At 37.5% G+C, this 23575-nt stretch carries 25 protein-coding genes; 11 read left to right on the forward strand and 14 right to left on the reverse strand.

Features of this window, described 5'->3' with window-relative positions; all coding sequences use genetic code 11:
• Positions 1-5: 5 nt before the first annotated feature.
• The gene (locus tag HZR84_10195) at positions 6-695 is read left to right on the forward strand and encodes an ABC transporter ATP-binding protein (GenBank protein ID QNL22294.1); all 690 of its coding nucleotides are present in this window, start codon (positions 6-8) and stop codon (positions 693-695) included.
• Positions 696-775: 80 nt separating this feature from the next.
• Positions 776-2632 (forward strand): peptidase M61, encoded by a 1857-nt coding sequence (locus tag HZR84_10200; GenBank protein ID QNL22295.1) that lies wholly within the window; start codon positions 776-778, stop codon positions 2630-2632.
• Position 2633: 1 nt separating this feature from the next.
• On the opposite strand, the gene pyrF is transcribed toward HZR84_10200, so the two are convergent.
• Positions 2634-3440 (reverse strand): orotidine-5'-phosphate decarboxylase, encoded by an 807-nt coding sequence (pyrF, locus tag HZR84_10205; GenBank protein QNL22296.1) that lies wholly within the window; start codon positions 3438-3440, stop codon positions 2634-2636.
• A 112-nt stretch (positions 3441-3552) separates the two neighbouring features.
• Here pyrF and HZR84_10210 point away from each other — a divergent pair, with 112 nt between their 5' ends.
• The 3 genes from HZR84_10210 to HZR84_10220 are packed head-to-tail and all read left to right on the forward strand — an operon-like array spanning position 3553 to position 5352.
• Positions 3553-4245, forward strand: a complete 693-nt coding sequence (locus tag HZR84_10210; protein QNL22297.1) for an SDR family oxidoreductase — start codon at positions 3553-3555, stop codon at positions 4243-4245.
• A 1-nt stretch (position 4246) separates the two neighbouring features.
• A complete protein-coding gene (locus HZR84_10215) occupies positions 4247-4861 on the forward strand; it encodes a flavin reductase (protein ID QNL22298.1) in 615 nt (204 codons plus the stop codon).
• An 11-nt stretch (positions 4862-4872) separates the two neighbouring features.
• Entirely contained in the window at positions 4873-5352 is a 480-nt protein-coding gene (locus HZR84_10220) for a RecX family transcriptional regulator (protein ID QNL22299.1), read from the forward strand.
• Here the strand turns inward: HZR84_10220 and HZR84_10225 are convergent.
• Together HZR84_10225 and HZR84_10230 are read right to left on the reverse strand one after the other, a co-directional pair.
• Complete coding sequence (locus tag HZR84_10225; GenBank protein QNL22300.1) at positions 5349-5951, reverse strand: DUF4230 domain-containing protein; 603 nt, start codon at positions 5949-5951, stop codon at positions 5349-5351. The genes HZR84_10220 and HZR84_10225 overlap by 4 nt on opposite strands.
• A 16-nt stretch (positions 5952-5967) precedes the next feature.
• Complete coding sequence (locus HZR84_10230; GenBank protein QNL22301.1) at positions 5968-6870, reverse strand: pyridoxal-phosphate dependent enzyme; 903 nt, start codon at positions 6868-6870, stop codon at positions 5968-5970.
• A gap of 10 nt (positions 6871-6880) precedes the next feature.
• Here HZR84_10230 and HZR84_10235 point away from each other — a divergent pair, with 10 nt between their 5' ends.
• From HZR84_10235 to HZR84_10250, 4 genes are all read left to right on the forward strand, one after another.
• On the forward strand, positions 6881-7939 hold the full coding sequence (locus HZR84_10235; GenBank protein QNL22302.1) for an RluA family pseudouridine synthase: 1059 nt from the start codon (positions 6881-6883) through the stop codon (positions 7937-7939).
• A 26-nt stretch (positions 7940-7965) separates the two neighbouring features.
• The gene (locus HZR84_10240) at positions 7966-8238 is read left to right on the forward strand and encodes an N-acetyltransferase (protein QNL22303.1); all 273 of its coding nucleotides are present in this window, start codon (positions 7966-7968) and stop codon (positions 8236-8238) included.
• A gap of 10 nt (positions 8239-8248) precedes the next feature.
• Positions 8249-9679 (forward strand): hypothetical protein, encoded by a 1431-nt coding sequence (locus tag HZR84_10245; GenBank protein QNL22304.1) that lies wholly within the window; start codon positions 8249-8251, stop codon positions 9677-9679.
• A gap of 269 nt (positions 9680-9948) precedes the next feature.
• Positions 9949-10224 (forward strand): DUF983 domain-containing protein, encoded by a 276-nt coding sequence (locus HZR84_10250; protein QNL23239.1) that lies wholly within the window; start codon positions 9949-9951, stop codon positions 10222-10224.
• Here HZR84_10250 and HZR84_10255 read toward each other — a convergent pair.
• The 9 genes from HZR84_10255 to dut all read right to left on the reverse strand — a co-directional run bounded on the left by HZR84_10255 (position 10208) and on the right by dut (position 18650).
• The gene (locus HZR84_10255; GenBank protein ID QNL22305.1) at positions 10208-10471 is read right to left on the reverse strand and encodes a cytochrome b5; all 264 of its coding nucleotides are present in this window, start codon (positions 10469-10471) and stop codon (positions 10208-10210) included. The two genes, HZR84_10250 and HZR84_10255, sit on opposite strands and share 17 nt — an antisense overlap.
• Positions 10464-11822 (reverse strand): LysM peptidoglycan-binding domain-containing protein, encoded by a 1359-nt coding sequence (locus tag HZR84_10260; GenBank protein QNL22306.1) that lies wholly within the window; start codon positions 11820-11822, stop codon positions 10464-10466. The genes HZR84_10255 and HZR84_10260 overlap by 8 nt, the downstream gene beginning before the upstream one ends.
• Positions 11803-13245 (reverse strand): Asp-tRNA(Asn)/Glu-tRNA(Gln) amidotransferase subunit GatA, encoded by a 1443-nt coding sequence (gene gatA, locus HZR84_10265; protein QNL22307.1) that lies wholly within the window; start codon positions 13243-13245, stop codon positions 11803-11805. The genes HZR84_10260 and gatA overlap by 20 nt, the downstream gene beginning before the upstream one ends.
• A gap of 3 nt (positions 13246-13248) precedes the next feature.
• Entirely contained in the window at positions 13249-13458 is a 210-nt protein-coding gene (locus tag HZR84_10270) for a twin-arginine translocase TatA/TatE family subunit (protein QNL22308.1), read from the reverse strand.
• A 61-nt stretch (positions 13459-13519) separates the two neighbouring features.
• Positions 13520-14710 carry a peptidoglycan DD-metalloendopeptidase family protein gene (locus HZR84_10275; protein ID QNL22309.1) on the reverse strand — a complete coding sequence of 397 codons (1191 nt, stop codon included), beginning with the start codon at positions 14708-14710 and terminating at the stop codon, positions 13520-13522.
• A complete protein-coding gene (locus HZR84_10280) occupies positions 14697-15440 on the reverse strand; it encodes a DUF4292 domain-containing protein (GenBank protein QNL22310.1) in 744 nt (247 codons plus the stop codon). Before HZR84_10280 ends, HZR84_10275 begins: the two co-directional genes overlap by 14 nt.
• Complete coding sequence (locus HZR84_10285; protein QNL22311.1) at positions 15433-17184, reverse strand: tetratricopeptide repeat protein; 1752 nt, start codon at positions 17182-17184, stop codon at positions 15433-15435. Before HZR84_10285 ends, HZR84_10280 begins: the two co-directional genes overlap by 8 nt.
• Positions 17185-17197: 13 nt before the next feature.
• On the reverse strand, positions 17198-18205 hold the full coding sequence (locus HZR84_10290) for an NTP transferase domain-containing protein (GenBank protein ID QNL22312.1): 1008 nt from the start codon (positions 18203-18205) through the stop codon (positions 17198-17200).
• Between the two features lie 13 nt (positions 18206-18218).
• A complete protein-coding gene (gene dut / locus HZR84_10295; protein ID QNL22313.1) occupies positions 18219-18650 on the reverse strand; it encodes a dUTP diphosphatase in 432 nt (143 codons plus the stop codon).
• A 157-nt stretch (positions 18651-18807) separates the two neighbouring features.
• Here dut and HZR84_10300 point away from each other — a divergent pair, with 157 nt between their 5' ends.
• Both HZR84_10300 and HZR84_10305 read left to right on the forward strand, forming a co-directional pair.
• Positions 18808-19650: an RnfABCDGE type electron transport complex subunit D gene (locus tag HZR84_10300; GenBank protein ID QNL22314.1), complete on the forward strand. Its 843-nt coding sequence runs from the start codon at positions 18808-18810 to the stop codon at positions 19648-19650.
• Between the two features lie 25 nt (positions 19651-19675).
• Positions 19676-21145 carry a DUF2330 domain-containing protein gene (locus HZR84_10305; GenBank protein ID QNL22315.1) on the forward strand — a complete coding sequence of 490 codons (1470 nt, stop codon included), beginning with the start codon at positions 19676-19678 and terminating at the stop codon, positions 21143-21145.
• Between the two features lie 50 nt (positions 21146-21195).
• Here HZR84_10305 and HZR84_10310 read toward each other — a convergent pair whose 3' ends face one another.
• Positions 21196-22680: an oligosaccharide flippase family protein gene (locus HZR84_10310; GenBank protein QNL22316.1), complete on the reverse strand. Its 1485-nt coding sequence runs from the start codon at positions 22678-22680 to the stop codon at positions 21196-21198.
• Positions 22681-22734: 54 nt separating this feature from the next.
• Entirely contained in the window at positions 22735-23520 is a 786-nt protein-coding gene (locus tag HZR84_10315; GenBank protein ID QNL22317.1) for an enoyl-CoA hydratase/isomerase family protein, read from the reverse strand.
• Positions 23521-23575 lie beyond the last annotated feature (55 nt).

Here is a 23575-nt window from a genome sequence, read left to right on the forward strand (position 1 = left end):
GTGCAATGATCAAAACAGTAAATCTAACAAAGGTCTACCGAACCGAAGATGTGGAAACCACGGCTCTGGATCAGGTAAACATAGAAATAAAAGAAGGTGAATTCGTGGCGATTATGGGTCCTTCGGGATGCGGTAAATCGACACTTTTAAATATTTTGGGATTGCTTGATAACCCCAGCGCTGGAGAATTTCATTTTGCAGACAAGGAGGTCTCAGGTTTTTCTGAAAGACAAAGAGCGGATATGCGTAAATCCAATATCGGATTTGTATTTCAAAGTTTTAACCTCATAGACGAATTGACTGTTTTTGAAAACATTGAATTGCCGCTGATATATCTTAAGGTACCCGGACAGGAAAGAAAGCAAAGGGTTACCGAAGTGATGGAACAAATGCAGATACGTCACAGAGAAAACCATTTCCCACAACAACTTTCCGGTGGCCAGCAGCAAAGAGTGGCTGTAGCGAGGGCAGTTATTGCAAAACCAAAATTAATATTGGCTGATGAGCCAACCGGTAATCTCGACTCAACCCACGGGCAGGAAGTGATGTCGATGCTTTCTTCACTTAATGAAGCAGGCACAACTATAATTATGGTGACGCACTCACCTTCAGATGCAGAGTATGCTCATCGTATTATTCATTTATTCGATGGCCAGGTGGTTACCGAAAATGTAAAAGAAAAAGCCCTGCTCTAATCAGAATTACATATTAATAATTTATTTGCCCCTCAATGGGGCAAATCTGTTTATTTTTGAAATTCATTAATCTGAATTCCATGCCGAAATACATATATGCTTTTCTTCTTATTGTCTTAAGTTTTAATCTGACTTCCGGCGCGGATAACAAAAACGAAGCTTATCAATACAAAGTTGATCTTGTCAATGTGAAAAACGATATGGTCAAAGTGGAATTGATTGTTCCGGTTCATAATTATGGCGACAGCATTGAATTTCAATTTCCAAAAATTGTCCCGGGAACTTACAGTATTTATGATTTTGGGAGGTTTATCAATGATTTTGCTGCTTTTGATGAAAAAGGGCTGGCCCTGCCGGTCAGGCGATTAAGTCCAAATCGCTGGCAAATAAGTGATGCACAAGGTTTGCACAGTATTAAATATTGGGTTGAAGACAGTTACGATACTGAAAAGGATACCGTAATTTTTGAGCCGGCGGGAACCAATTTCGAAGAAGGTGAAAACTACCTCTTAAATACCTTTGGAATTTTTGGATACCTGGAGGGTTTAAAACGACGTGCCTTTGATTTGGAAATTGTCAAACCTGAAGGGTTTTATGGTGCAACACCATTGCAACAACTAATGACGTCAAAAAAGTCCGATCGTTTTCTATCCGTTGATTATTATGAATTGATTGATTCTCCCATCATGTATACCATCCCGGATACCGCTTCAATATACCTGGGAAAAACGAAAGTGGTGGTATCGGTGTATTCCCCCAACAATATTCTTAGCGCAGAAGAAGTAATGCAGCAAATCTCTCAAATATTGAACGCTCAGGCTCAGTATTTGGGTGGAGATTTGCCGGTCAACAAATACGTAATTCTAATTTATCTTTTTGACAAAATACCCCTTTCAAAAGGTTCCGGAGCATTGGAACATTCCTATTCAACAGTACTTTCCATGCGGGAGCAAAGTGCTAATAACATAGCTCAGGGTATTATAGATGTCACTGCCCATGAATTTTTTCATGTGATCACTCCCCTTACGATACACTCTGAAGAAATCCACAATTTTGATTTCCAAAATCCTCAAATGTCCGAGCATTTGTGGTTGTATGAGGGTTTAACCGAATATGCAGCAGGCCATGTACAATTGAAAGAAGGACTTATAAGTTTTGAAGAATATTTGAGTTTGATAAGATCTAAAATAAGAGTTTCAAAAAGATCCTTTAATGATACATTATCTTTTACAAGGATGAGTGAAGGTTGCCTTGACGAATATCAAAAAGAATATCCCAATGTATATTTCAAAGGAGCATTAATAGGTTTATGTCTCGATATTAAGCTTCGTGCCTATTCTGAAGGGGAATATGGAACCCAAAATATGATGAAGGATCTCAGCAACATTTATGGAAAGGATGAGGCCTTTAAAGACGAAGAGTTATTTGACCGTATTGAAATGGTCACCTACCCACAGATCGAAGATTTTTTTCAAAATCATGTAGATGGAAACAAGCCCCTACCTCTGAAAGAGATTCTTGAAATGATCGGTATAAATTATTATGACAGCTTGCAAAGTACTGAAATAACTTTTGGAGATGTGGGTCTGGGCTACAATGCTGAAAAAGACAGAATCCTTGTCAGATCGACCGACAATTTAAATGATTTTGGCAAAGAAATGGGTTTTGAAGAAGGCGATGAAATTATTCGAATCAATGGCATTCTAATCAATGGTAGCAATTTCAATAAAGTGATTACTCAACTTAAAAAAGGGCTGAAAGCAGGCGATGAGTTGAAATTTTCGGTTGTTCGTTACAATAAAAAAGGAAAAGAAAAGGAATACGATTTAATTGGAAGCGCAGTAGAAATTAAAAAAACCAATTATCATGTTCTGGAACCCATGGAGAATCCAAGTCCAGCGCAATTGGCATTGAGAAAAGCCTGGGGAGGTATTTAAATTATTCCAGATAATCGGCCATCTCTTCTTGAAGATGTTTACTCTCCCTTTTAGCCATTTGAGCAAAATCTGCTCCGTTTGAAGCATATATTATTCCTCTTGATGAATTTACAAGTAATCCTACATCGTCATTCATCCCGAATTTTACGACTTCATCAAGACTTCCACCTTGTGCCCCCACTCCGGGAACCAATAAAAAATGATTTGGGATAAGTGCCCTTACTTTTTGCATGTATTCTGCTTTGGTTGCGCCTGTAACGAACATCGTATTTTGATTTGTACCCCATTTTGAACATTCTTCTATTACATGTTCAAAATAATACCTTTGGTCATGGGCTTTAATCATTTGAAAATCTTCACTGCCTTTGTTTGAAGTCAATCCTAAAATGATGACCCACTTATTGTCGTATTCCATAAATGGCCTGATCGAATCTTCACCCATATATGGGGCAAGGGTAATGGCGTCAAAATTCATTTGTTCAAAAAATGCCTTGGCATATAATTTACTCGTATTGCCAATGTCACCGCGTTTGGCATCCGCTATTTTAAAAATATTATCGGGTATAATCTCAAGGGTTTTTTCAAGGCTTTCCCAGCCTTTAGAACCCAGAGACTCATAAAATGCGATATTTGGCTTATAAGCAACGCAATAATCCTTTGTAGCTTGAATAATGGCTTTGTTAAACTCAAATATTGGGTCGGATGTATCTAAAAGATGCGGAGGAATTTTATTGAGGTCCGGATCAAGGCCGACACTTAAAAAACTGCCTTTCCTTAAAATTTCATCTTTTAACTGCTGATAGGTCATTTGGCAATAATCTGCAAAAGGTTTGAGAAAAAAAACTCGTTTTCAATTTTCGATTTAAAGATTTTATAAACAAGAGGAGCCTGATGCTGTTTATAAAAATAAAAAGTACAAAATGTCAAATTATTTAATAATAGGTGCGAGTTCTGGGATAGGCGAGGGGATAGCTAGAAAATTAAAAGAAGAGGGACACAATATTTTCGCCACTCATAATAAAAAACCGCTTGAAATTGAGGCAGATGCTTCTCAACAATGGGATGCTAACTCGGATTCTGAATTGGAAATTATTCCCGATCAGTTGGATGGATTGATTTACTGTCCGGGGACTATTAACCTCAAGCCCTTTCACAGAATAAAAGCGGAAGAGTTTCAAGAAGAAATGAACATTAATTATTTCGGTGCGGTAAAGGCCATTCAGCAATCATTAAAAGCATTAAAAAACTCAGAACAGGCTTCAATAGTGCTCTTCTCAACGGTGGCCGTTCAAAACGGTATGCCTTTTCATGCTAGCATCGCTAGTGCAAAAGGTGCAATCGAAGGTCTAACAAGAACTCTCGCTGCAGAATTTGCCCCAAAAATAAGAGTTAATGCCATCGCTCCTTCAATCACCAAAACCCCGCTTGCGGAAAAACTTTTAAGCAATGATGATAAAATAAAAGCAAGTGAAGAAAGACATCCATTAAAGAAAATAGGAACCGTTGAAGATATTAGCAATGCCATTGAATTTCTTATCGGCGACAAATCAAAATGGATGACCGGACAAATTTTACATCTTGACGGTGGAATGTCATCAACCAGACCCCTGTAATATGAATATTAATCACGTTGATATTGAATGCATGGACAAACACTTCAGAACGCAGTTTGTCAACTCTCTAAGCGGCTTTAAGTCGCTTTTTTTAATCGGAACAATAGATAAACAGGGCAATTCAAATTTGGCCATTTTTAATTCTGTGATTCATATAGGAGCCAATCCTCCTTTGCTCGGCTTGATTTCAAGGCCGAATTCAGTGGAAAGACACAGCTTTGAAAATATAAAAGAGATAAAATTATTTACTCTCAACTCGGTGGATAAATCCTTTTACCGCAAAGCCCATCAGACGGCTGCCCGTTATGATAAATCGACGTCAGAATTTGAGACAGCAGGACTTAATATGCAATTTCTGGGAGATTGTCAGGTTCCTTTTGTAAAAGAATCCTCCTTGAAAATTGAAATGATATTCAGAGAATCATACGATATTAAAAGTAATGGTACTCACCTAATAATAGCCGAAATTCAAAATGTCTTTTTGCCGAAATCATGCATTGAAGTAGATGGTTATATTAATCTTGAGAACATGGGTATTTTGAGTGGTTCGGGGCTCGATGCCTATCACGAAACTAAATTGATCGAAAGACTGCCCTATGCCAAGCCAAAATTGTGATATTTGCCTTAATGGCAAAAAGGTATAATCCCGGAGACTTAAGCGAAGAGCAGGTATTCGAAAAACTTCTCAGATATTGCGATTACCAGGAACGCTGTCGATTTGATATATACAAAAAATGCTATTTACTGGGTGTGACAGATAAAGAAGCACAGAAAAATTATATCCATAAACTTAAAGAAAGTGGCTATTTAAACGAAAAGCGATTCGTAAAAGCTTTCGTCAATGGAAAATTTCAAATTAAGAAATGGGGAATCAAAAGGATTGAAAGAGAGCTGAAAATCAGAAAAATTAGCGAAGATCTCTTTAAAGGATTGCTGGACGATTTACATGATGAAAGCTACAAAAGGCGCTTTGATGAAATAGCGAATCGCAAATGGGAAAGTTTAAAAGCAAAAACGATTTTTGAAAAGAAAGCTAAGCTCTTTAGATTTTTGTACGGCAGAGGTTATGAGAGTAAAATGATCAGCGAATTTTTAAAAAAGTATTAGTCTTTCTTAACAAATCGTATTTCTACATCTTCATTGGTTAGGTTTTCAAGAACAGGTTCAAGAATCATCAAAATGTGATCTTCTTTAATCTCTAATTCCAGAGGTTGAATGGCCTCGGCATCATGGGATTTAACCATTTCCTTTATTGCATTTATAATTAATTCTTTCTCGATATTGCTTTTTGTTATAATTCGAATATCATCGGACAAAGTATAGCTAAACTGACTTGGATAAGGGACCACCAGCGTCATTACCGAGTCTGTTCCAATCTGAAAATCTTCTGAACTTACTTTGCCAAAATCTATTCCCGCAAATGCAATCCCTTGTACAATTGCTATTGGTTCATCGCCGGAAATGGAATATTTCTTTTCGATATAGGGCTCCAAGGTTTCATAAAAAAGCACATCCTTAAATTTATAATGCATTAGTTCGAGTTTCCCCAAATTCATAATGAGCTCTTCTATATTTTTTTGTTTTAAAGTAAGTTTAGCTTCTTCAAGGTCTTTTTCCATTTTATTTTCAAGCATCCAGTAGATTCCTCCTACTAATAAAATAGAGAGAAGCCAGGGAAAAATTCTAATAAGAAAACGACTACCCATAATTCAATTTTCTAGTTTACTTTTTGGCCATGTATTCAAAGCCATTTTTTGCCTGTAAGCCACCTGTATGGATAATTAGTACTTTATCCTTAATGGAAAAATAGTGTTTTTTTGTTAAATCCTCTAATCCAAAAAGCATTTTTGACTGATAAACAGGATCGATTTCAAGGTCATTATTCGCTTCAAATGTCCTCTCAAAGTCTTTTAAGGTCTTATTTTGCTTCGCGAAGCCGCCAAAATGATAGTCATGAAACAACTTCCAGCTTTTTGGATAATTCTTAGTATAGGAATTTATTGATTCTTCGAGGTATTGCCCGTTTTTTAAAGCTGAAAAACCTAAAACCCGGCCTTTTCCATTGGTTTTTCTTATTAAACCAGATATGCTCCCACCACTGCCCACTCCGATACAGTAATAATCAAAATTGAGTTCATTATCCGATAGCATTTCGGAAGCGCCAAGTATTCCCATTTCATCCGTACCACCTTCAGGAATTATATGAATGGGGCCTATTTCCTTTTGGATTTCTTCAATTATTTTATTTCGCTCCAAAGCAGAATTAAAATATTGTGGAGAAAGAAAAAATATTTGCATACCTGCCTTTATACAAAATTGAAGATTTGGATTTTCTTTGTATGGTTCAAAACCTCGTACAATACCATAACATGGGATCCCTAATTTTTGACATAGTCCGGCAAGAGCATATAAATGATTTGAAAACGGACCTCCAAAACTTAGAATCGCCTGAATTTTTTCATTTTGAACCTTGGCAATATGATATTTCAGTTTGAATATTTTATTTCCACCATAAATGGGATGAATTAAATCAAGTCTTTTGATAAAAAAGGAGGGACCATCCTTTATTTCCGGGAATTGTATTCTTTGAATTGGGATATTTGCGCTGCTGTCGAACAATTCCATATTTTGCAATATGAATTCTGATCCTGAGAATAACAAATCTGAAGACGAAGAAGAGCTGGTATACGAAAAATATCGGGTGATTGCCGATGGAAACCAATCCCTGCTTCGAATCGATAAATTTCTTATGGATCGACTTAATAATGTAACCAGAACAAGATTACAAAATGGGATAAAGGCAGGCCTGGTATTGGTTAATGGCAATTCGGTTAAACCCAATTATAAAATTAAGCCTGGGGATGAAGTCGTTGTTACCTTACCGGAACCCCCAAAAAATATTGATATCATTCCACAGGATATTCCTATTGAAATTATCTATGAGGACGAGGATCTTTTAGTTGTTAATAAAATTGCCGGAATGGTTGTTCATCCTGCTATAGGCAACTGGGATGGTACATTGATCAATGCTTTAATGTTTCATCTTGGTTCTTTACCAAAAGCCAGTGATAATGCCCCAAGACCGGGTCTGGTACACAGAATCGATAAAAACACATCAGGACTTTTACTTATAGCGAAAAATGAATTTGCACAATCTCATTTGGCAAAACAATTTTTTGATAAAAAAACAGAAAGAACCTATTACGCATTAGTATGGGGAGATCCCGGAGAAGCAAAAGGAACCATTAGTGGATATATTGGAAGAAGTCAGAAAGATCGAAAAATTCGCTGCTTGTTCGATGAAGAAGAGAAAGGAAAGTGGTCAGTTACCCATTATGAAATAATTGAACGTTTCAGATATGTCACATTGGTGAAATGCAATTTGGAGACGGGAAGGACTCATCAGATAAGAGTGCATTTCCAGGCCATTGGGCATCCACTGTTTGGTGATTTCGAATATGGCGGAGATAAAATCCTCAAGGGCACGAGATTTTCTAAATACAAGCAATTCATTGAAAATTGTTTCAAACTAATGCCCGCACAAGCTTTACATGCAAAGACCTTGGGTTTTGTGCATCCAGGGACTAAGAAATTCCTGCAATTGGATTCTGAATTGCCTGCAAACTTTCTGGAATTGCTTGAAAAATGGAGAAACTATACCAAATATTCAAACGATGAAAAAAATATTGATTAAACTTATTCCTGTTTATTTGCTTAGTTATGGAAATAAATAATGTAATAGATGAAGTTTACTCGCGATTTGAAATTTCTGATGATGGCGAGGTATTGGGGGAATTATCCTATGATATTCCATTTGATGACAGATTGGTCATAAAACACACCTCTGTCTCTCCGGAATACAGTGGCCGGGGCTTGGGTAAAAAACTCATAAAGGAAGTGGTTAATTATGCCAAAGAAAAAAATCTGGCAGTGGTTCCGGTCTGTTCATATGCTGCAAAAATGAAAACAGAACACCCTGAGCTTTACGAATAGAAATTAAAGGATGTTGAGCTCCATCGAAAAGCATTTTCCGTTAATTCCTTTTTACTGTTTATTTTTGGTTTTAACGCTTTTATCCCTGAATCATATATTTTTTTGGGATACAGTCCAGTTGGCCAGCATGCAAGCCCACCATTTTTTTGAAAATGGACTAGATAAAACGTTATTACCAAATAATATCGACAGTGGTCATATACCGGCTTTTGGATTTTACCTGGCCATTTGGTGGAAAATTTTAGGCAAAACGCTATGGGTTTCACATTTAGCTATTTTGCCTTTTTTGTTTGGAATTGTCTGGCAATGCAATGTGCTGATAAGATATTTTATTCCTAAACCTTATGTCTTCCTTTCACTTATATTGTTTTTGGCAGAACCAACTCTCTTAGGTCAGTCGGTACTTGTCAGTCCTGATATAGTTCTGGTTTTTTGCTTTTTACTAATGCTAAATGGGATTCTTAAAAACCATCGTTTTCTAATCGCTTTAGGACTCATTGGCCTCTTTCTAATTTCAATGAGAGGTCTGATGGTAGCCTTTGCACTTTTGTTATTCGATATTTATTTAAATACCCTTGAAGGAAAGAGATTTAGTTTTTCTTCACTTCTGAGAATTTCATTGGCATACTGGCCGGCCGTCATTGGTATATTGCCTTATTTCTTATTTCACTATGCAGAAAAGGGATGGCTCGCTTATCATCCCGAATCACCCTGGATGGGAAGTTTTGAAAGAGTGCGATTTCAGGGTTTTATATATAATATCGGCATAATGGTCTGGCGAATTATTGATTTCGGAAGAGTATTTGTTGTAATTGCTATTATAATAATTACGCTTACACGAGTAGGCAAAATAAAACTAAATCAGAAGTTCAAATATTTGATTTTTATTGTTATGTCCCTGACCATATGTTTGGGATACAGCTTTACAACTTACAAATATCTAAGTGCACACCGCTATTTATTACCATTATTTCTGATTTTAGTGCTTTGCTTCCTTTACATGTTGTTTGTATTTGTAAACAATAGCAAAATGCGAAATATCATTTACCTAGTTGTTCTAGGGGCTTTATTGTCGGGAAATTTTTGGATATATCCGGAGGGTATAGCTAAAGGATGGGATGCAAGCCTTGCACATTGGCCTTATTACGAATTACGGGAGAAAATGAATGCATATTTAGAAAAGAAGAATATTGAATATTCGGAAGTGGCTGCGGAATTCCCCAATGTTTCTGAAAGACGTTTTTTGGAATTAAGCGAAAGTCGGGAAAGACATCAATATCTCAATCTCGATTCCAATGAATACGTGCTCTACTCGAATATTTATAACAATATTGACGATGAAGAAATACTAGAACTGAAAAGAGATTTTAAGCTTATTCAATCTTTCAGGAAGCGCGGTGTGTTTATTTCATTGTATGAAAAGATTAAAATTGAAAAGTAAAATTTCTCAATTAAGGGTTAATTAATTGCCTTATTACTTTGTTGGTTGAATTAATTGATATTTAAACAACTGCCTGAAATTAATGGGATATTTATTATACCAGTCACTCAATTTTTAATTTAAATTCTTAATTCTTAATTGACCCAGCTTATCTTTGCGCCATGGCAAAATTAAATGCGCTACAGGCAATAGCTCTTGGAAAATGTCCCAGATGTAGAAGGGGAGATATTCATAATTCAAATATTCTAAACCCCTTTCATCTTACCGATATGCACAAAAACTGTCCTCATTGCAATTTGCAATACGAAAAGGAAACAGGTTTTTTTTATGGTGGTATGTATATAAGCTATGGGATTTCAACCGGACTTTTTCTTGTGGTAGGTTTTAGCGTTTTCTTTTTACTAAATGACCCTCCTGCCTGGGTTTATATCTGCATTATTTGTGCTGCAGTTTTATTAATCTTTCCATATAACTTCAAATACAGCCGTGTGATATTTCTCTACCTTTTTGGGGATGAAGGCTATGACCCTAAGTATTCGGACTAGTATCCTTTAATATTCCAATTACTTCGAATTTGTCAAATACATTAGCATTGTGAGGTGCATCCGGTAATTCATGCGTTAAATCCTGACCGGCCCAATGTTCATAGTGCATACCCTTTCTCCAGAGCTTGGAGCGACTCACATCATATATATTTCCCTTGTAGGCAATCCAGACTTCATCTCTGTCTTGTCCATTTCTCAATGCAAGTTGTGATACAGTATATACAGGTAGATTTGATTGATCAGCCAATGCGAAGTTTCATACCTGGCTTAATGGTATTGCTACTGAGGTTGTTGAGCTTTTTAATTTTCTCAATACTCAAGCCCTCAAATTTTCTCGAAATGTCCCAAAGGGTATCGCCGTATTTGACAAGATATACTTTGTCAGCGGGAATCGGACTTTTAGGTTGGACAGTCTTGGCATATTGAGTTGTGCTCGCCGGGACATAACCGGGCACCTTCCAAATCACTAGATTCTGGCCAACGCGTATGGTATTAGAACGCAAATTGTTCCAACGCCTTATATCGGAGACTCTCACATGGTATTTTTCAGCAATGAGTCCCAATACATCTCCACTTCTTACTTTATGGTAGTGTTTTTCCTTACCAAATGGACTCAAGCGATCAACCTGTGCAATTAATACGATTTCTTCTTCTGTTAATTTCTCTGAATTTTTTAAGATAACTTCAGAATTGGATTCAAATTTTTCATAGGCTATTGCTGGAATTCTAAACCTATATTCTTTTCTATGCATCGGCACAACATCCTTTTTCAATTGGGGATTTAATTTTCTTAAGTCATCAATACAAACACCTAATTCTGCGGCCAATGCATTTAAACTTAAATTCTGACTAACGACAATTTCTTTATACTCAGGAAAATACTGGCTATTATCCGGGAACAACATATGTTCTTCGGCATAATTGAATACATATGTAATGGCGATAAATTGAGGAACATAAGACCGTGTTTCTCTAGGTAGATAGCGATAAACTTCCCAAAAGTCTTTTCGGTATCCGGAACGTCTAATTGCTCTTCTCACATTTCCGGGACCACAATTATATGCTGCCAAAGCCAGGGGCCAGTCATTGAACATTCCGTGTAGAAATTTTAAATATTTACAGGCCGCTTCTGTGGCTAGAAAGGGATCCATGCGATCGTCAATTAAAATATCCGCTTTAAGTCCATAACTTCTACCAGTACTGTTCATAAACTGCCACAATCCAACTGCATAAGCGGGTGAAACGGCTTTGGGATTTAATCCCGACTCCACAATGGCCAGGTATTTTAATTCATCCGGCAATCCGTGTCTTTCCAATGCTTCTTCAAAAATGGGGAAGTACAATTCCTGAGCATTCATGACCGCCTGGGTATAGGCCCTGTCGCGTCGAATAAAATAATCAATAAAGCCACTTACTCTCCTGTTATAAGGAAGGGGTACATGATTTTCAATACATGATAGCCTGTCTACTAAGAGATTTTCATCCAGTTCGAGGTATTCATTCTGACAAACAACCAGAGGTACTTCTGAATAGGATTCAGATGAAAAGAGAAGTCCGACAAATAAAGTCAGTGCTATGTTAAGGAAGTACTTTTTCATTGATTTCATTCTCAATATAATTCGAAAAAGCGAGTAATTTGGTTTCATCAAATGCTTTTCCCATAATTTGAATACCAATGGGCAGACCTTTTTTATCTTCACCATATGGTATGGAAATAGCCGGTAATCCTGCAACAGAAGCTTGCACGGTAAATAAGTCGGCTAAATACAGGCTCAATACATCATCCGTTTTTTCTCCAATTTTAAAAGCAGTTTCTGGTGTTGTTGGGTTTAGAACGAAATCTACTTCTTCTAATTGTTGATATAGGAAATCTCTTATTTTTCTACGTACTTTCTGTGCTTTGGTAAAATAGGCATCGTGGTATTTTGCACTCAAAACAAAGGTTCCAAGCATTATTCTTCGCTTAACTTCTTCTCCAAAACCTTCGGTTCTGGTGTTTTTGTACATTTCTTCAAGCGTATCGGCATTTTCACTTCGATAGCCATATTTTACACCATCAAATCGGGATAGGTTTGTACTTGCTTCAGCTGTAGTTAAAATATAATAGGTTGGTAATGCATAATCCATGAAAGGGGATTCTATATTTACAATTTCATGACCTGCATTTTTGAGTGCTTCGCAGAGTTCTAGCGTCTTTTCTTTGATTTCCCGTTGAATACCTTCGGAATCCAAAGCTTTTCTAAGCAATCCAATTTTTTTCTTTCCTTCTACCTTTAATTTTTTTGAATAAGCAGGCACTTCTTTTTGAGAGGCTGTGCTGTCCATGCCATCTGCACCGGCCAGGAATTCCAATACAAGGGCTGCATCTTCAACAGATTTGGAAATAATGCCTATGGTATCAAATGAACTGGCATAAGCGATGAGTCCGTATCTTGAAATTCTGGAATAAGTAGGTTTTAGTCCGACTACACCACAAAATGCGGCTGGTTGACGAACGGAACCACCTGTATCACTTCCCAGAGAAACCTGACACATATTCATTTGAACTGCAACGGCAGAACCTCCTGAAGATCCTCCCGGCACTCTCTCCGGATCAATGCCATTTTTAACTTCACCAAATGCTGAATTTTCATTCGAAGAGCCCATTGCAAATTCATCGCAGTTTTGTCTTCCAATAATTATGGCATCGGCATCGATTAGTTTTTGAACGGCAGGACTTGTAAACTGAGATTTGAAGCCATCCAGAATTTTACTTGAAGCTTGTAGTCCATGATCTTTTAAACAAATCACATCTTTCAGTCCCACTACCAGGCCGGCAAGCGGACCTGCCTTTCCCGAACCCAATTTGGCATCTACCGTTTCGGCTTTTCTGATTGCTTCTTCTTCGTAAACTTCAAGAAAAGCGTTGTGCTCAGAATATTTTCTTATTTGCTCAAGATGATATTCTACAAGCGCTTTGCACGTCAGTCTGCCGGTTTTTAAAGCATCACCAACAGCTCTGAAATTCCGGAAATTTTCCAATGATTATTTGTCTTTGCTGGCCTCTTTGCCTGCGTCATCAATTTCGTCCTTGATTTCTTTCGTGGCATCTTTAAATTCCCGAATGCCTTTTCCCATTCCTCTGGCGAGTTCGGGTATTTTTTTAGCACCAAAAAGTAAAAGGATTACAAAAAGGATCAGAATTATTTCCGGCCCTCCTATGCTAAACAAAAGTATATTTATTAAAGTAGTCATGTTTTCTAAATAATTTCAAAGTTACGAAATGTTATACGGATATTAAATCCATTTCCAAAAGCTATTTTCTAAACAGCCATTCTTCGGGATTTAGTTTTTCAAAATCCCTCCAAATCTGGAATTGCATTTTGCTTGTGCCATCCTGATCTGTAGCAACTTCACCTATAACATCTTTTGTACTGATTTTGTCCCCTTTTTTTACTTTGACATTTTTTATTCCGGCGTAAACAGTGATATAATTACCGTGCTTGATCATAACGGCAGTATTATTACCCGGAATGATGGCTACGGTTAAAACGGTTCCTTCAAAAACAGCTCTGACAGATTCTCCTTTACCGGATTGTATATCAATTCCATCATTTTTTATTTTTACTCCACGCAAGACAGGGTGATTATTTTCTCCGAATTTTTCTGAAATAAATCCTGTGCGAACCGGCCAGGGTAATTGTCTTCTGTTTTTCTCAAAGGTGGCTGCCAATTGTGCTGCTTCGGGCGTCAATGCCATTCTACCCGATTTACTCGCGCTTTTTTTAACCTCTTTCTCTACAAGTTTTTTAATGAGTGTTTCCAATCGTTTAGCATCTTCCTTCCTTTTCTTTAACTCAGAACGTAATTGTTTTTCTTTCTTCCCAAGGTCAGCCAATAGTTTTTGTTGTTCCCTGCGGGATTTTTCCAATTTTTCTGATTCTTCTTTTTCTAAATTGAGAAGTTCTTCCTTTTGATTTTTTGTTTGAATGAGAATTCGATTCTGTTCATCGAGATATTCCTTTACTTTTTCAATTTCCCTTGCCTGAGCCTTTCTCGCTTCCGCGTATTGCTCCAGATATTGTAATCGTCTTCGGAATTCATTGAAATCGCCTGAGGAGAATAGAAACATAATTTTTTGCAAAGCTCCCCTGTTTTTCTGAGCATTGTAAAGCATGGCTGCATATTCTTTTTTCAAAGACCTCAAATCCTCTTCAAGGGCGTTAATTATTTTTTCATTTTCAGCAATTTCTTCATTCAGGTAATCCAATTCCTGCTGGATAGTATTTATTAAGGCTTGTCTTTGATTGATTTGATTTATGAGTGCCCTAAACTGTCCAAGAGTAGCCTTTTTTTTGTTTTGAGTTTGCTTTAGAATCTTACTGGCTTCGGCAATTCTTCTCTGGTTGGCACTTTTTTGCTTTTCCAGACTTGATCTCGATTGAGCAAATGCGTTAAAAACAAAAAGGAGTAAAAATAAAAGGGTAAAAAGCTTAGTTCCTGACATATCTATCCGGAATGCTGAAAGGAAAGCTGAGATCCTCCTCTCCAGAAAGTATTTCAAAACTGTTGTGATCAATTGAAATATCAGACTTTGAACGTTTCTGGTTGGAAAGGTAAGTCATTTTAGCAATAATTTCATTGGGGTAGATATTATCGCCTTTTTTAATATAATTCTTATAATCTATTTCCAACGAGTTGTTTGATGGAATTTCAGTTACCCGGATCATTTCTATATGTCTCATGGAGCTCAAAACAAAATATTCAAACTGATAAAAGCCCTCCTTTCGAATTAAATAGGTCATATTATCTTTTTCAAGCTTTTTGCCCTCTTCTAAAATTATATCGGGGACATTCGCCGTAATAAGACTTTCAAAGAATTTGTAATTCAGCTCAAAACCCATTTTCTTTTTTAAATCTTCGTAGGACATGCCGGAATAGGATTTTTTTAAGCGATCGATCATGTGCACGCTATCCTGAAGAATTAGAATCCTGAAGGCTTCTATCGTATGCTGGACAGAGATCCAAATAACTGAATCTTTTTGAACCCGAATATGCAAAGTGGCTTTGTTATTTTGCCTTTCATCGGAATACTCCATTTTGGATTTGATTTTTAAATATTCAAAATCCAATTTTTTAGGAGCGTAGTCAAAGTTTTCGACAATAAGGGCTTCTTTCTTACAGGCAAATAAGAAGCTGGCTAGACTTAAAAAAATAATTAAGTGAATCCTATTCATACAATTTCCGATCCCGGATCTTTTTGTCGATTTCTTCAGAAGCATCTTCATATTCTTTGGCTTTTTTCCATGCTTCCAAAGCTTCATCTTTTCTTCCGAGTTGAAAGAGAATATCGCCATAATGTTCATGAACCACACCCGATTCTGAATCAATTACTGCTTTTTCAATGTATTTCAAGGCCTCATCGTATTTTTTCAATTTGTATAAGACCCAGGCATAGGTATCGAGATAGGTGCTATTATCCGGAGACATTTGCATTAGTTTTTCGCACATTTCCTCAGCCTTATCCAGATCTTCCTCGCGAAGAGATAAATAGTAGCTGTAATTATTCAGTACATGTTCATTTTTGGGATTGATGCTCAATGCTTCTTCGTAAACGGCATCTGATTCCTCAAACATTTCCAGACTGTTATAGGTGTCTCCAAGTGTAGAAAGTATATCGCTGCGCATGGCAGTTTTGTCCACAATGTATTTCTCAGCCATTTCCAGACTGTTTCTCGCAGATTTAAAGTCGTTTTTAGAATAATAGCCCAAGCCGTCCATAAACCACAATCTGCCCTGATTTGGAAATAATTCCAATGCTTTTGAGGCATAGTGATTGACTGAATCGTATTCTTCCATTTCAAAATGCAGCAAGACTATATTGGTCCAAATAAGCAATTCGGAATCATCCAACTTTATTGCTTTTTTATACGCTTCAAGGGCTAGATCTTTTTCCTGATAATTCAATAAAATATCAGCTCGAAATGCTTGCACCCTACCATCTTCAGGATGGGATTCGGTTAGAATTTCTGTTAATCTCAAAAGACTGTTTTTTTCTTCTTCAGAATAAGAAAAACGCATTAGGTTAGAAATAATGGCCATTTTACTTTCTGAATCAAGACTTTGATTATAGAAGGCCTTATTTAACATTAAATTTGCCGAATCGAGCTTTTCTTCTGAGCGGTAAATATCTGACATCAGAATCAATGCTTCGGGGTTATCCGGATCTTCATCCAGAATGGCATTCAACCTTTGCAATGCCTCTTTCTTTTTATCATTGGAAAGTAAAAGTTTAACCAAATCGTAGGCGTATTCCCTTTCATTGGGAAATGCTTCAATCAATTCTTCACCTTCAGCAATGGCTTCATCCAATCGATTTAATTTTAACAATAACCTTTGTTTTTGTTGAATTACCTCAGCAGAAGCACCAAATACTTCCTGAATTTTGCCATAGGTTTCAAGGGCACCTGAATAATCTTCCAGATAGGTTTGGATCAGGGCAAGATCAAAATAGTGTTCTTCTGCACCTTTTACTTTTGACAAAAGTTCTTTTAAGGTATTGGCTGCTTTCTGAAAATCTTGTTCGAATTCATATATACGAGCAAGCAGCAAATAATACGCTTTATTCTGATTGTCGAATTCCAGTGCTTTTTTCGCATAGGGAAGGGCATCTCTCGGCTTGCCCTGCATCAAATACAAATCTGCGATCTTATAATTGGCCGCGGGCAGATCGGGTTTTATTTCAAGAACTTTTTCAAAGTATTTCTGAGCCTTATCAAAGTCTTCAAGCATTAAATGCCGCATGGCTTCTACAAAATAGAATTCCGCTTCGGCATCGAGGTCCCCCTCACTGAAGTCTTTGTCTATCTTGTCAATTTTATCCTTTTTCTTTCTGCGTTTTTGTGCCTCTGCACCATTGGCAAAAATCAAAATCAGACAAAAGAAACAAATAAAAAAGTACGCAAAATTGTTTCTCTGCATTATTGGTTAAACATTATTCCAGTCTGGTAAAATCACCCAGACTCAGGGAACGGCTATCACCTTTGAATTCCACATTGTTTCCAATCATAGAATCGGCAATATGACCATCTACTATACTCGAATCCTTTTGAATTATTGTATTACTAAGCCTTGAATTCTTGATTTTAGTTCCTTTACCGATTGAAACATAAGGACCTACCACAGAGTTCTCTATTTCTGCATCGTCATCGATCAAAACCGGAGGAATGATGACTGAATTTTTAACTTTCGCCTTATCCGATTGAAGTTTTTCTCCCCTTTCCTCTAAATAGGTTAAATAGCGCTGATTTGTATTGATCGTCACCTGGTAATTCCCACAATCCAGCCATTCTGTGACTTCGCCCGGTTTAATTTTTACACCCTTTTCTTTCATATTTTCAAGGGCATTTGTGATTTGAAATTCTCCTTTATCAAGGATGTTGTTGTCAATCAGGTATTGAAGTTCATTACGCAGATTTTCGCCATCCTTGAAATAATAGATCCCAATAATTGCAAGATCCGAAACAAAGGTTTCGGGTTTTTCCACAAAATCGGTGATATAGCCTTGTTCATTTATTTTAACTACTCCAAAAGGCCTTGGATCTTCCACTTTCTGTACCCAGATAATTCCGTCCTGATTGGTATCCAGGGTAAAATCAGCTTTAAAAAGTGTATCGGCAAATGCGACAACAACGTGACCTTTAAGTGCTTCTTTGGCACAAAGTATGGCATGGGCCGTACCCAGGGCCTCTTCCTGATAAAAAATCGAACCTTTGGCACCAACGGATTCTGCGATTCCAATGAGCTGTTTTTCCACGGCTTCTCCGAAATGACCAATTACAAATGCAATTTCTTCCACATCTTCCCTGCATATTTTCACAATGTCTTTGACCAGGTGTTGCACTATGGGTTTTCCGGCTACCGGGATGAGTGGTTTCGGTATAAATAATGAATGGGGGCGCATTCTTTTGCCCATTCCTGCCATTGGGATAATTATTCTCATTTTTTTTTAGATTTTATTTTCCTGTACTTCCAAAGCCTCCGGAACTTCTCGAACTATTAGCCAATTCATGGCTTTCGATCCATTCAATGGTTTCGTGTTTAGCAATTACCAATTGGGCTATTCTTTCTCCATGATTAATTTCAAAGCTGTCTTCAGATAAATTGACCAAAATCACTTTTACTTCTCCGCGATAATCAGCATCGATGGTTCCCGGGCTATTAAGTACTGTAATGCCGTGTTTTGCTGCAAGGCCACTTCTCGGTCTGACCTGACCTTCACAACCCGCAGGGATTTCAATAAATAATCCTGTAGGAACAAGGGCTCTTTGGAGAGGTTTCAAGCTTATTGAAGTCTCCAGATTTGCTCTTAAATCAAGACCTGCGGCGTGTTCAGTTTGATAGGAGGGAAGTTCATTTCCCGACCTGTTTATCACTTTTATTTTCATAATTTATATGAAATTCAAAAATAGCAAAAATACCCGTAATCAATCATTTTGAGCTATTTATCATGAGATATAATCAGGAAGAAAAAATATTTTCACATTTTTTTATGGAATAGAGCCTCCCTATGCATCCTATACATGAAATCAAAAAAATGAGATCATGCATAAGGAATTAAATTCACAGGGAATAATTATCAGCTTAAAGGCTTTTCAAAATCTTTGGCTTGATCCAAGACATTTTCAAATCGCATTTCAAACGGTCTTTTTATTAGCCGGAATAGCGGTGCTGAGCTGGAATTTGGAAATTCACAATTATCTGATTGCCATAGCGTCATGTCTTCTCATACAGGCCATTGGAATTCACTTTACCAGCAAAGATTACAGCGCATTAAAAAGTGCATTGATATCTGCACTTAGCATTTGCCTTATGTTCAAAGCCAATCATATGAGCACTTTTGCTCTGGCAGGTATTCTCTCCATTTCCAGTAAATTCCTGATTCGGTACAAAGGCAAACACATATTCAATCCCACAAATTTCGGAATGATTCTCACCATTTTGATAACAGGGGATGCATGGTTTTCACCCGGGCAGTGGGGGAGTGAAATGCTCTTTCTTTTTGTACTAATGTTGAGCGCCAGCGCCCTACTTCTAAAAGTCGGAAGGCTGGATGTAGCATTGAGTTTCCTTGGGACTTTTAGCGGTTTGTACTTTCTCAAATTGGTGGTCTACCTGGGATGGGAGCTCGATGTATTCATTCATCACTTATCGAGTGGCACACTTCTGCTCTTTACATTTTTTATGATTACCGATCCGGTAACTACTCCAAAAAGTCAAAAGGGGCGAATAATCTGGTCATCGCTCATAGGTGTACTGGCATTTGCCATAAGTAATTGGTATTATGTCCATTCTGCACCGATATGGGCGCTTTTTATCATGTCCCCACTATCCATTTTGATAAACAAATTCTACAAAGGCAAAACCTTTAGCTGGATTAGCAAATAAAAATTTTTAACCAAAATCAATTATTATGAAAACGATCAAATTAAGCTTTTTACTATTGTTTTTAATGCTCCTTGGGGCAAATGAAAGCAAATCTTTTTGCGGCTTTTATGTGGCAAAAGCCGATGCAAAACTGTTCAATAAATCATCTCAAGTGATTATTGTTCGCGATGGCAGCAGGACGGTCATTACCATGTCCAATGATTATCAGGGAAGTGCGAAGGATTTCGCGATGGTTGTACCCGTTCCGGAAATTCTTGTACGCGATAATATCAGAATCGCTGATCAAATGGTATTCGACAAACTCGACGCTTATTCCGGGCCGAGACTGGTAGAATATTACGATCAAAACCCTTGCTATCAAATGATTTATGAAGAAGAAATGTCAATGATGGACATGGCTCCTAGAGCGGCGGGTTCAGCGGAACGAAAAATGAAAAGCACCGCCCAAAAATACAATGTCACCATTGAAGCCACTTATACCGTCGGTGAATATGATATCGTTATTTTAAGCGCAAAAGAATCCGATGGCTTAAAAAACTGGTTGCTGGCCAATGAATACAAAATTCCTGCAGCAGCTGAAGAAGTGCTGGCGCCATACATTAGAAATGAGATGAAGTTTTTTGTGGTTAAGGTGAATTTAGAAAAGCAGAAATCTTCGGGCTTTACAACTTTGAGACCTATTCAAATAGCATTTCATTCTGATAAATTTATGTTGCCTATTCGTTTGGGAATGGCCAATGCAGAAGAAGCACAGGACTTGGTAGTGTATGCATTTTCCAAAAAAGGACGTATTGAAACAACCAATTACCGGACCGTTGAAATACCGAGCAATAAGAACATTCCGGAATTTATTCAATCGGAATTTGGTGATTTCTATGTCGATCTTTTCAATACTGCCTATGAAAAAGAAAGAAAGCGCGCTGTATTTTTGGAATACGCCTGGGATGTGAGTTTCAGAAATCAGATTAAATGCGATCCATGCGTCGGTCCTCCGCCGGTTTACAATGACCTGAGAGAAGCAGGGGTCCATTGGTTAAAAAATAACGGTGGCACCAATGTAGAAGGCGATGTCTTTTTTACGCGTTTGCATTTGCGTTATGATAGACAAAACTTTCCTCAGGATCTGTTTTTTCAGGAAACCCCTAATAAAAGCCAGTTTCAGGGCCGCTACATCATGCAGCATGCGGTAAAAGGAAATCTCGAATGCGATGAAGCACAAGCCTATATTAAAGGTGTGGCCAAAAGAAGAGAAAAAGAGTTGCACCAATTGGCCAATCTGACCGGTTGGGACATATCAGACCGCTATGATTATGTAGAAGAATTTGCATCCAAAGTAAAAAAATCAGGCAATGACAATGGCTGGATTGAGCCGGATTTTAAAAAGGGAGGTTTTTTCAATGATTCGGAAAATAATATTCCAATTGGCAAAATAATTTTATTGCTGGCTGCAGTCCTGTTCAGCAGTGGGCTGCGTCTTTACTGGAAACACATTTAATTCAAAAAAAAATAAAACCCTCGAAAATTCGGGGGTTTAGTTTTTCCTTTCTATATCTCCACATTTCCCCTTCCGCTTTCAGGTTTGAATTCTCCAATGAAAACGATAATCAGGAAAAGGAATATTAATGCAAAATGATAGGCACTGGCTAAAATCTGAGAATTGGGGTGCCAAAAGAAATCGGCCATAACCAAAACCACTCCCAGAAGAATATAAAATAATGCATTTCCAATTTTATATGGGATGGGATAGTTTTTTTGGCCATAGATAAAGCACATGATCATCATGCTTAAATAAGCCAAAAATGCAGAAAAAGCACTGCCCATATAACCGATAAGCGGAATCAAAACAAAATTTGCTGCGATTGTTATACCCGCACCGATGAATGAAAAATACATTCCAAAACGGGTTTTATCAGTCAGTTTAAACCAGATGCTTAAATTATAATACACACCCAGAAAGAATTTCGCCAATAATAATACAGGCACCACCATTAGTCCTGTCCAATAGACCTCTGATCTCAACAGATATTTAAGCAAATCCAGATTCAGGGTTACCGTTATAAATACAAACATCCCAACAATGACAAACCATTTCATAACCATGGCAAAGTCTTCTGGTGCTTTTTCTGAATTTGCTGATTTAAAGAAAAATGGTTCCGAGGCAAACCGAAAGGATTGAATCATCAGCATCATAAATATAGCCAGCTTGGCAGCAGCACTGTATATTCCCACAGCACCGTCAGCATCGAATTGATTATAAAAATTATCGGGCAACCATTCTTTGAGCAATATTTTATCGAGCATCTCATTGGCAATACCCGCAATTCCCATTAGCATGATTGGAAAGGAATAACCGTAAACCTGCCTGATAAATCCTTTTTCAAAATTTGGCCTCCACTGTAGTATTACCGGACTTAAAAGAAGAAGGGTAAAGGCGCTTGCCAATAAATTTGATATGAAAATAAATGCAATGCTTCCAGAAGCAAAACCTATTCCCATTTGAATGCTTAAATTGGGATACCTGGGCAATACCAAATAAAAAAACACATTGAAACCTACATTCAGCAGAATATTGATGAGCTTGATGATGGCAAAATTCCAGGCCTTGTTTCTAAATCGCAGACGCGTAAATGGTATAGCGGCAAGTGCATCCAAACCGAGGATGATAGAAAGGTATTTTATTTCCTTTTGGAAAGATTCGTATTCGAGTAATTGAGAAATTCCTTGTGCAGAACTAAAAATCAGTGCACTTAGAATGATGCTGCTGATAAAAACCAAAGTGAAGATCTGATTGAATACTTTGGATTCATTTTCATCGCGACTCGAATAACGGAAATAGGCCGTTTCCATGCCAAAAGTGAAAAGAATCTGTAGAAAAGCGGCATAGGCATAGAGCACAGAATAAACACCAAAGGCATCGGGATCAAAAATGGCGGTGTAGAGGGGTACAAGGAGGTAATTGATCAAGCGGCCAAGTATGGTGCTGAGCCCATAAATCGCTGATTCTCCTGCAAGTTTTTTAAGGATTCCCAATAATCAATTACGAATTTTCAATTACCAATTACGGGATTATTGCTGAATATAAATTTACTCTCCTTTGAAATTGGCTTCTCTTTTTTCGATAAAAGCTGCGGTACCTTCTTTAAAGTCCTCCGATTTACAGCAAATGGAAAATGAATTGGCTTCAGTTTGAAATCCATTCTCATCTTTTTTGTAGTGAGCAACAACAGAATCGATGATCATGCCAATTGCTATAGGAGCTTTCTTAAGAATTTTGTTGAGAATTTCACGGCATTTTGGAATGAGTTCTTCATTGGTAGAAACTACTTGATTAACCAAGCCCAACTGTCTGGCTTCTTCCGCATTGATCATATCCGCCGTCATGAGTAATTCCAATGCTTTGCCTTTTCCAATCAGCTGTGTAAGGCGTTGCGTTCCACCATAACCGGGTATAATCCCAAGGTTGACTTCAGGCTGGCCAAATTTTGCATTGGCTGTAGCAATTCTAAGATGACAGGCCATGGCCAATTCACATCCTCCACCCAAAGCAAAACCATTTACAGCCGCAATGACAGGTTTTGGGCATTCCTCGATAATTTCAAATATCTCCTGCCCGTTTTCGGCAAACTTTCTCCCGTTCATTTCATTGAGTTCGGAAATTTCTTTAATATCTGCTCCGGCGACAAAAGCCTTTGATCCAGAACCGGTCACAATACAAGCTCTGACTTCATCATCATCGTATACCCTTTCCATTGCAAGACGAATCTCTTCCATGGTTTTAATGTTCAGGGCGTTTAGTTTCGATTCGCGATCAATGGTTATGGTTAAAATGCCATTGTCTAATTCAAGTTTCAGATTATCGAATTCTGCCATTTAGAAATAGTTTTGGTTCTCAAAGATAAGATTTGATTATGCGAGGGCAAAAAAG

Source organism: Hyphobacterium sp. CCMP332 (assembly GCA_014323545.1).
Taxonomy (GTDB): Bacteria; Bacteroidota; Bacteroidia; order Cytophagales; family CCMP332; genus CCMP332.

Coding starts and splice junctions, on each gene's coding strand:
- HZR84_10195 (QNL22294.1), top strand. CDS start 6: ATGATCAAAACAGTAAATCTAACAAAGGTCTACCGAACCGAAGATGTG.
- HZR84_10200 (QNL22295.1), top strand. CDS start 776: ATGCCGAAATACATATATGCTTTTCTTCTTATTGTCTTAAGTTTTAAT.
- pyrF (QNL22296.1), bottom strand. CDS start 3,440: ATGACCTATCAGCAGTTAAAAGATGAAATTTTAAGGAAAGGCAGTTTT.
- HZR84_10210 (QNL22297.1), top strand. CDS start 3,553: ATGTCAAATTATTTAATAATAGGTGCGAGTTCTGGGATAGGCGAGGGG.
- HZR84_10215 (QNL22298.1), top strand. CDS start 4,247: ATGAATATTAATCACGTTGATATTGAATGCATGGACAAACACTTCAGA.
- HZR84_10220 (QNL22299.1), top strand. CDS start 4,873: ATGGCAAAAAGGTATAATCCCGGAGACTTAAGCGAAGAGCAGGTATTC.
- HZR84_10225 (QNL22300.1), bottom strand. CDS start 5,951: ATGGGTAGTCGTTTTCTTATTAGAATTTTTCCCTGGCTTCTCTCTATT.
- HZR84_10230 (QNL22301.1), bottom strand. CDS start 6,870: ATGGAATTGTTCGACAGCAGCGCAAATATCCCAATTCAAAGAATACAA.
- HZR84_10235 (QNL22302.1), top strand. CDS start 6,881: ATGAATTCTGATCCTGAGAATAACAAATCTGAAGACGAAGAAGAGCTG.
- HZR84_10240 (QNL22303.1), top strand. CDS start 7,966: ATGGAAATAAATAATGTAATAGATGAAGTTTACTCGCGATTTGAAATT.
- HZR84_10245 (QNL22304.1), top strand. CDS start 8,249: ATGTTGAGCTCCATCGAAAAGCATTTTCCGTTAATTCCTTTTTACTGT.
- HZR84_10250 (QNL23239.1), top strand. CDS start 9,949: ATGCACAAAAACTGTCCTCATTGCAATTTGCAATACGAAAAGGAAACA.
- HZR84_10260 (QNL22306.1), bottom strand. CDS start 11,822: ATGAAAAAGTACTTCCTTAACATAGCACTGACTTTATTTGTCGGACTT.
- HZR84_10270 (QNL22308.1), bottom strand. CDS start 13,458: ATGACTACTTTAATAAATATACTTTTGTTTAGCATAGGAGGGCCGGAA.
- HZR84_10275 (QNL22309.1), bottom strand. CDS start 14,710: ATGTCAGGAACTAAGCTTTTTACCCTTTTATTTTTACTCCTTTTTGTT.
- HZR84_10280 (QNL22310.1), bottom strand. CDS start 15,440: ATGAATAGGATTCACTTAATTATTTTTTTAAGTCTAGCCAGCTTCTTA.
- HZR84_10285 (QNL22311.1), bottom strand. CDS start 17,184: ATGCAGAGAAACAATTTTGCGTACTTTTTTATTTGTTTCTTTTGTCTG.
- HZR84_10290 (QNL22312.1), bottom strand. CDS start 18,205: ATGAGAATAATTATCCCAATGGCAGGAATGGGCAAAAGAATGCGCCCC.
- dut (QNL22313.1), bottom strand. CDS start 18,650: ATGAAAATAAAAGTGATAAACAGGTCGGGAAATGAACTTCCCTCCTAT.
- HZR84_10300 (QNL22314.1), top strand. CDS start 18,808: ATGCATAAGGAATTAAATTCACAGGGAATAATTATCAGCTTAAAGGCT.
- HZR84_10305 (QNL22315.1), top strand. CDS start 19,676: ATGAAAACGATCAAATTAAGCTTTTTACTATTGTTTTTAATGCTCCTT.
- HZR84_10315 (QNL22317.1), bottom strand. CDS start 23,520: ATGGCAGAATTCGATAATCTGAAACTTGAATTAGACAATGGCATTTTA.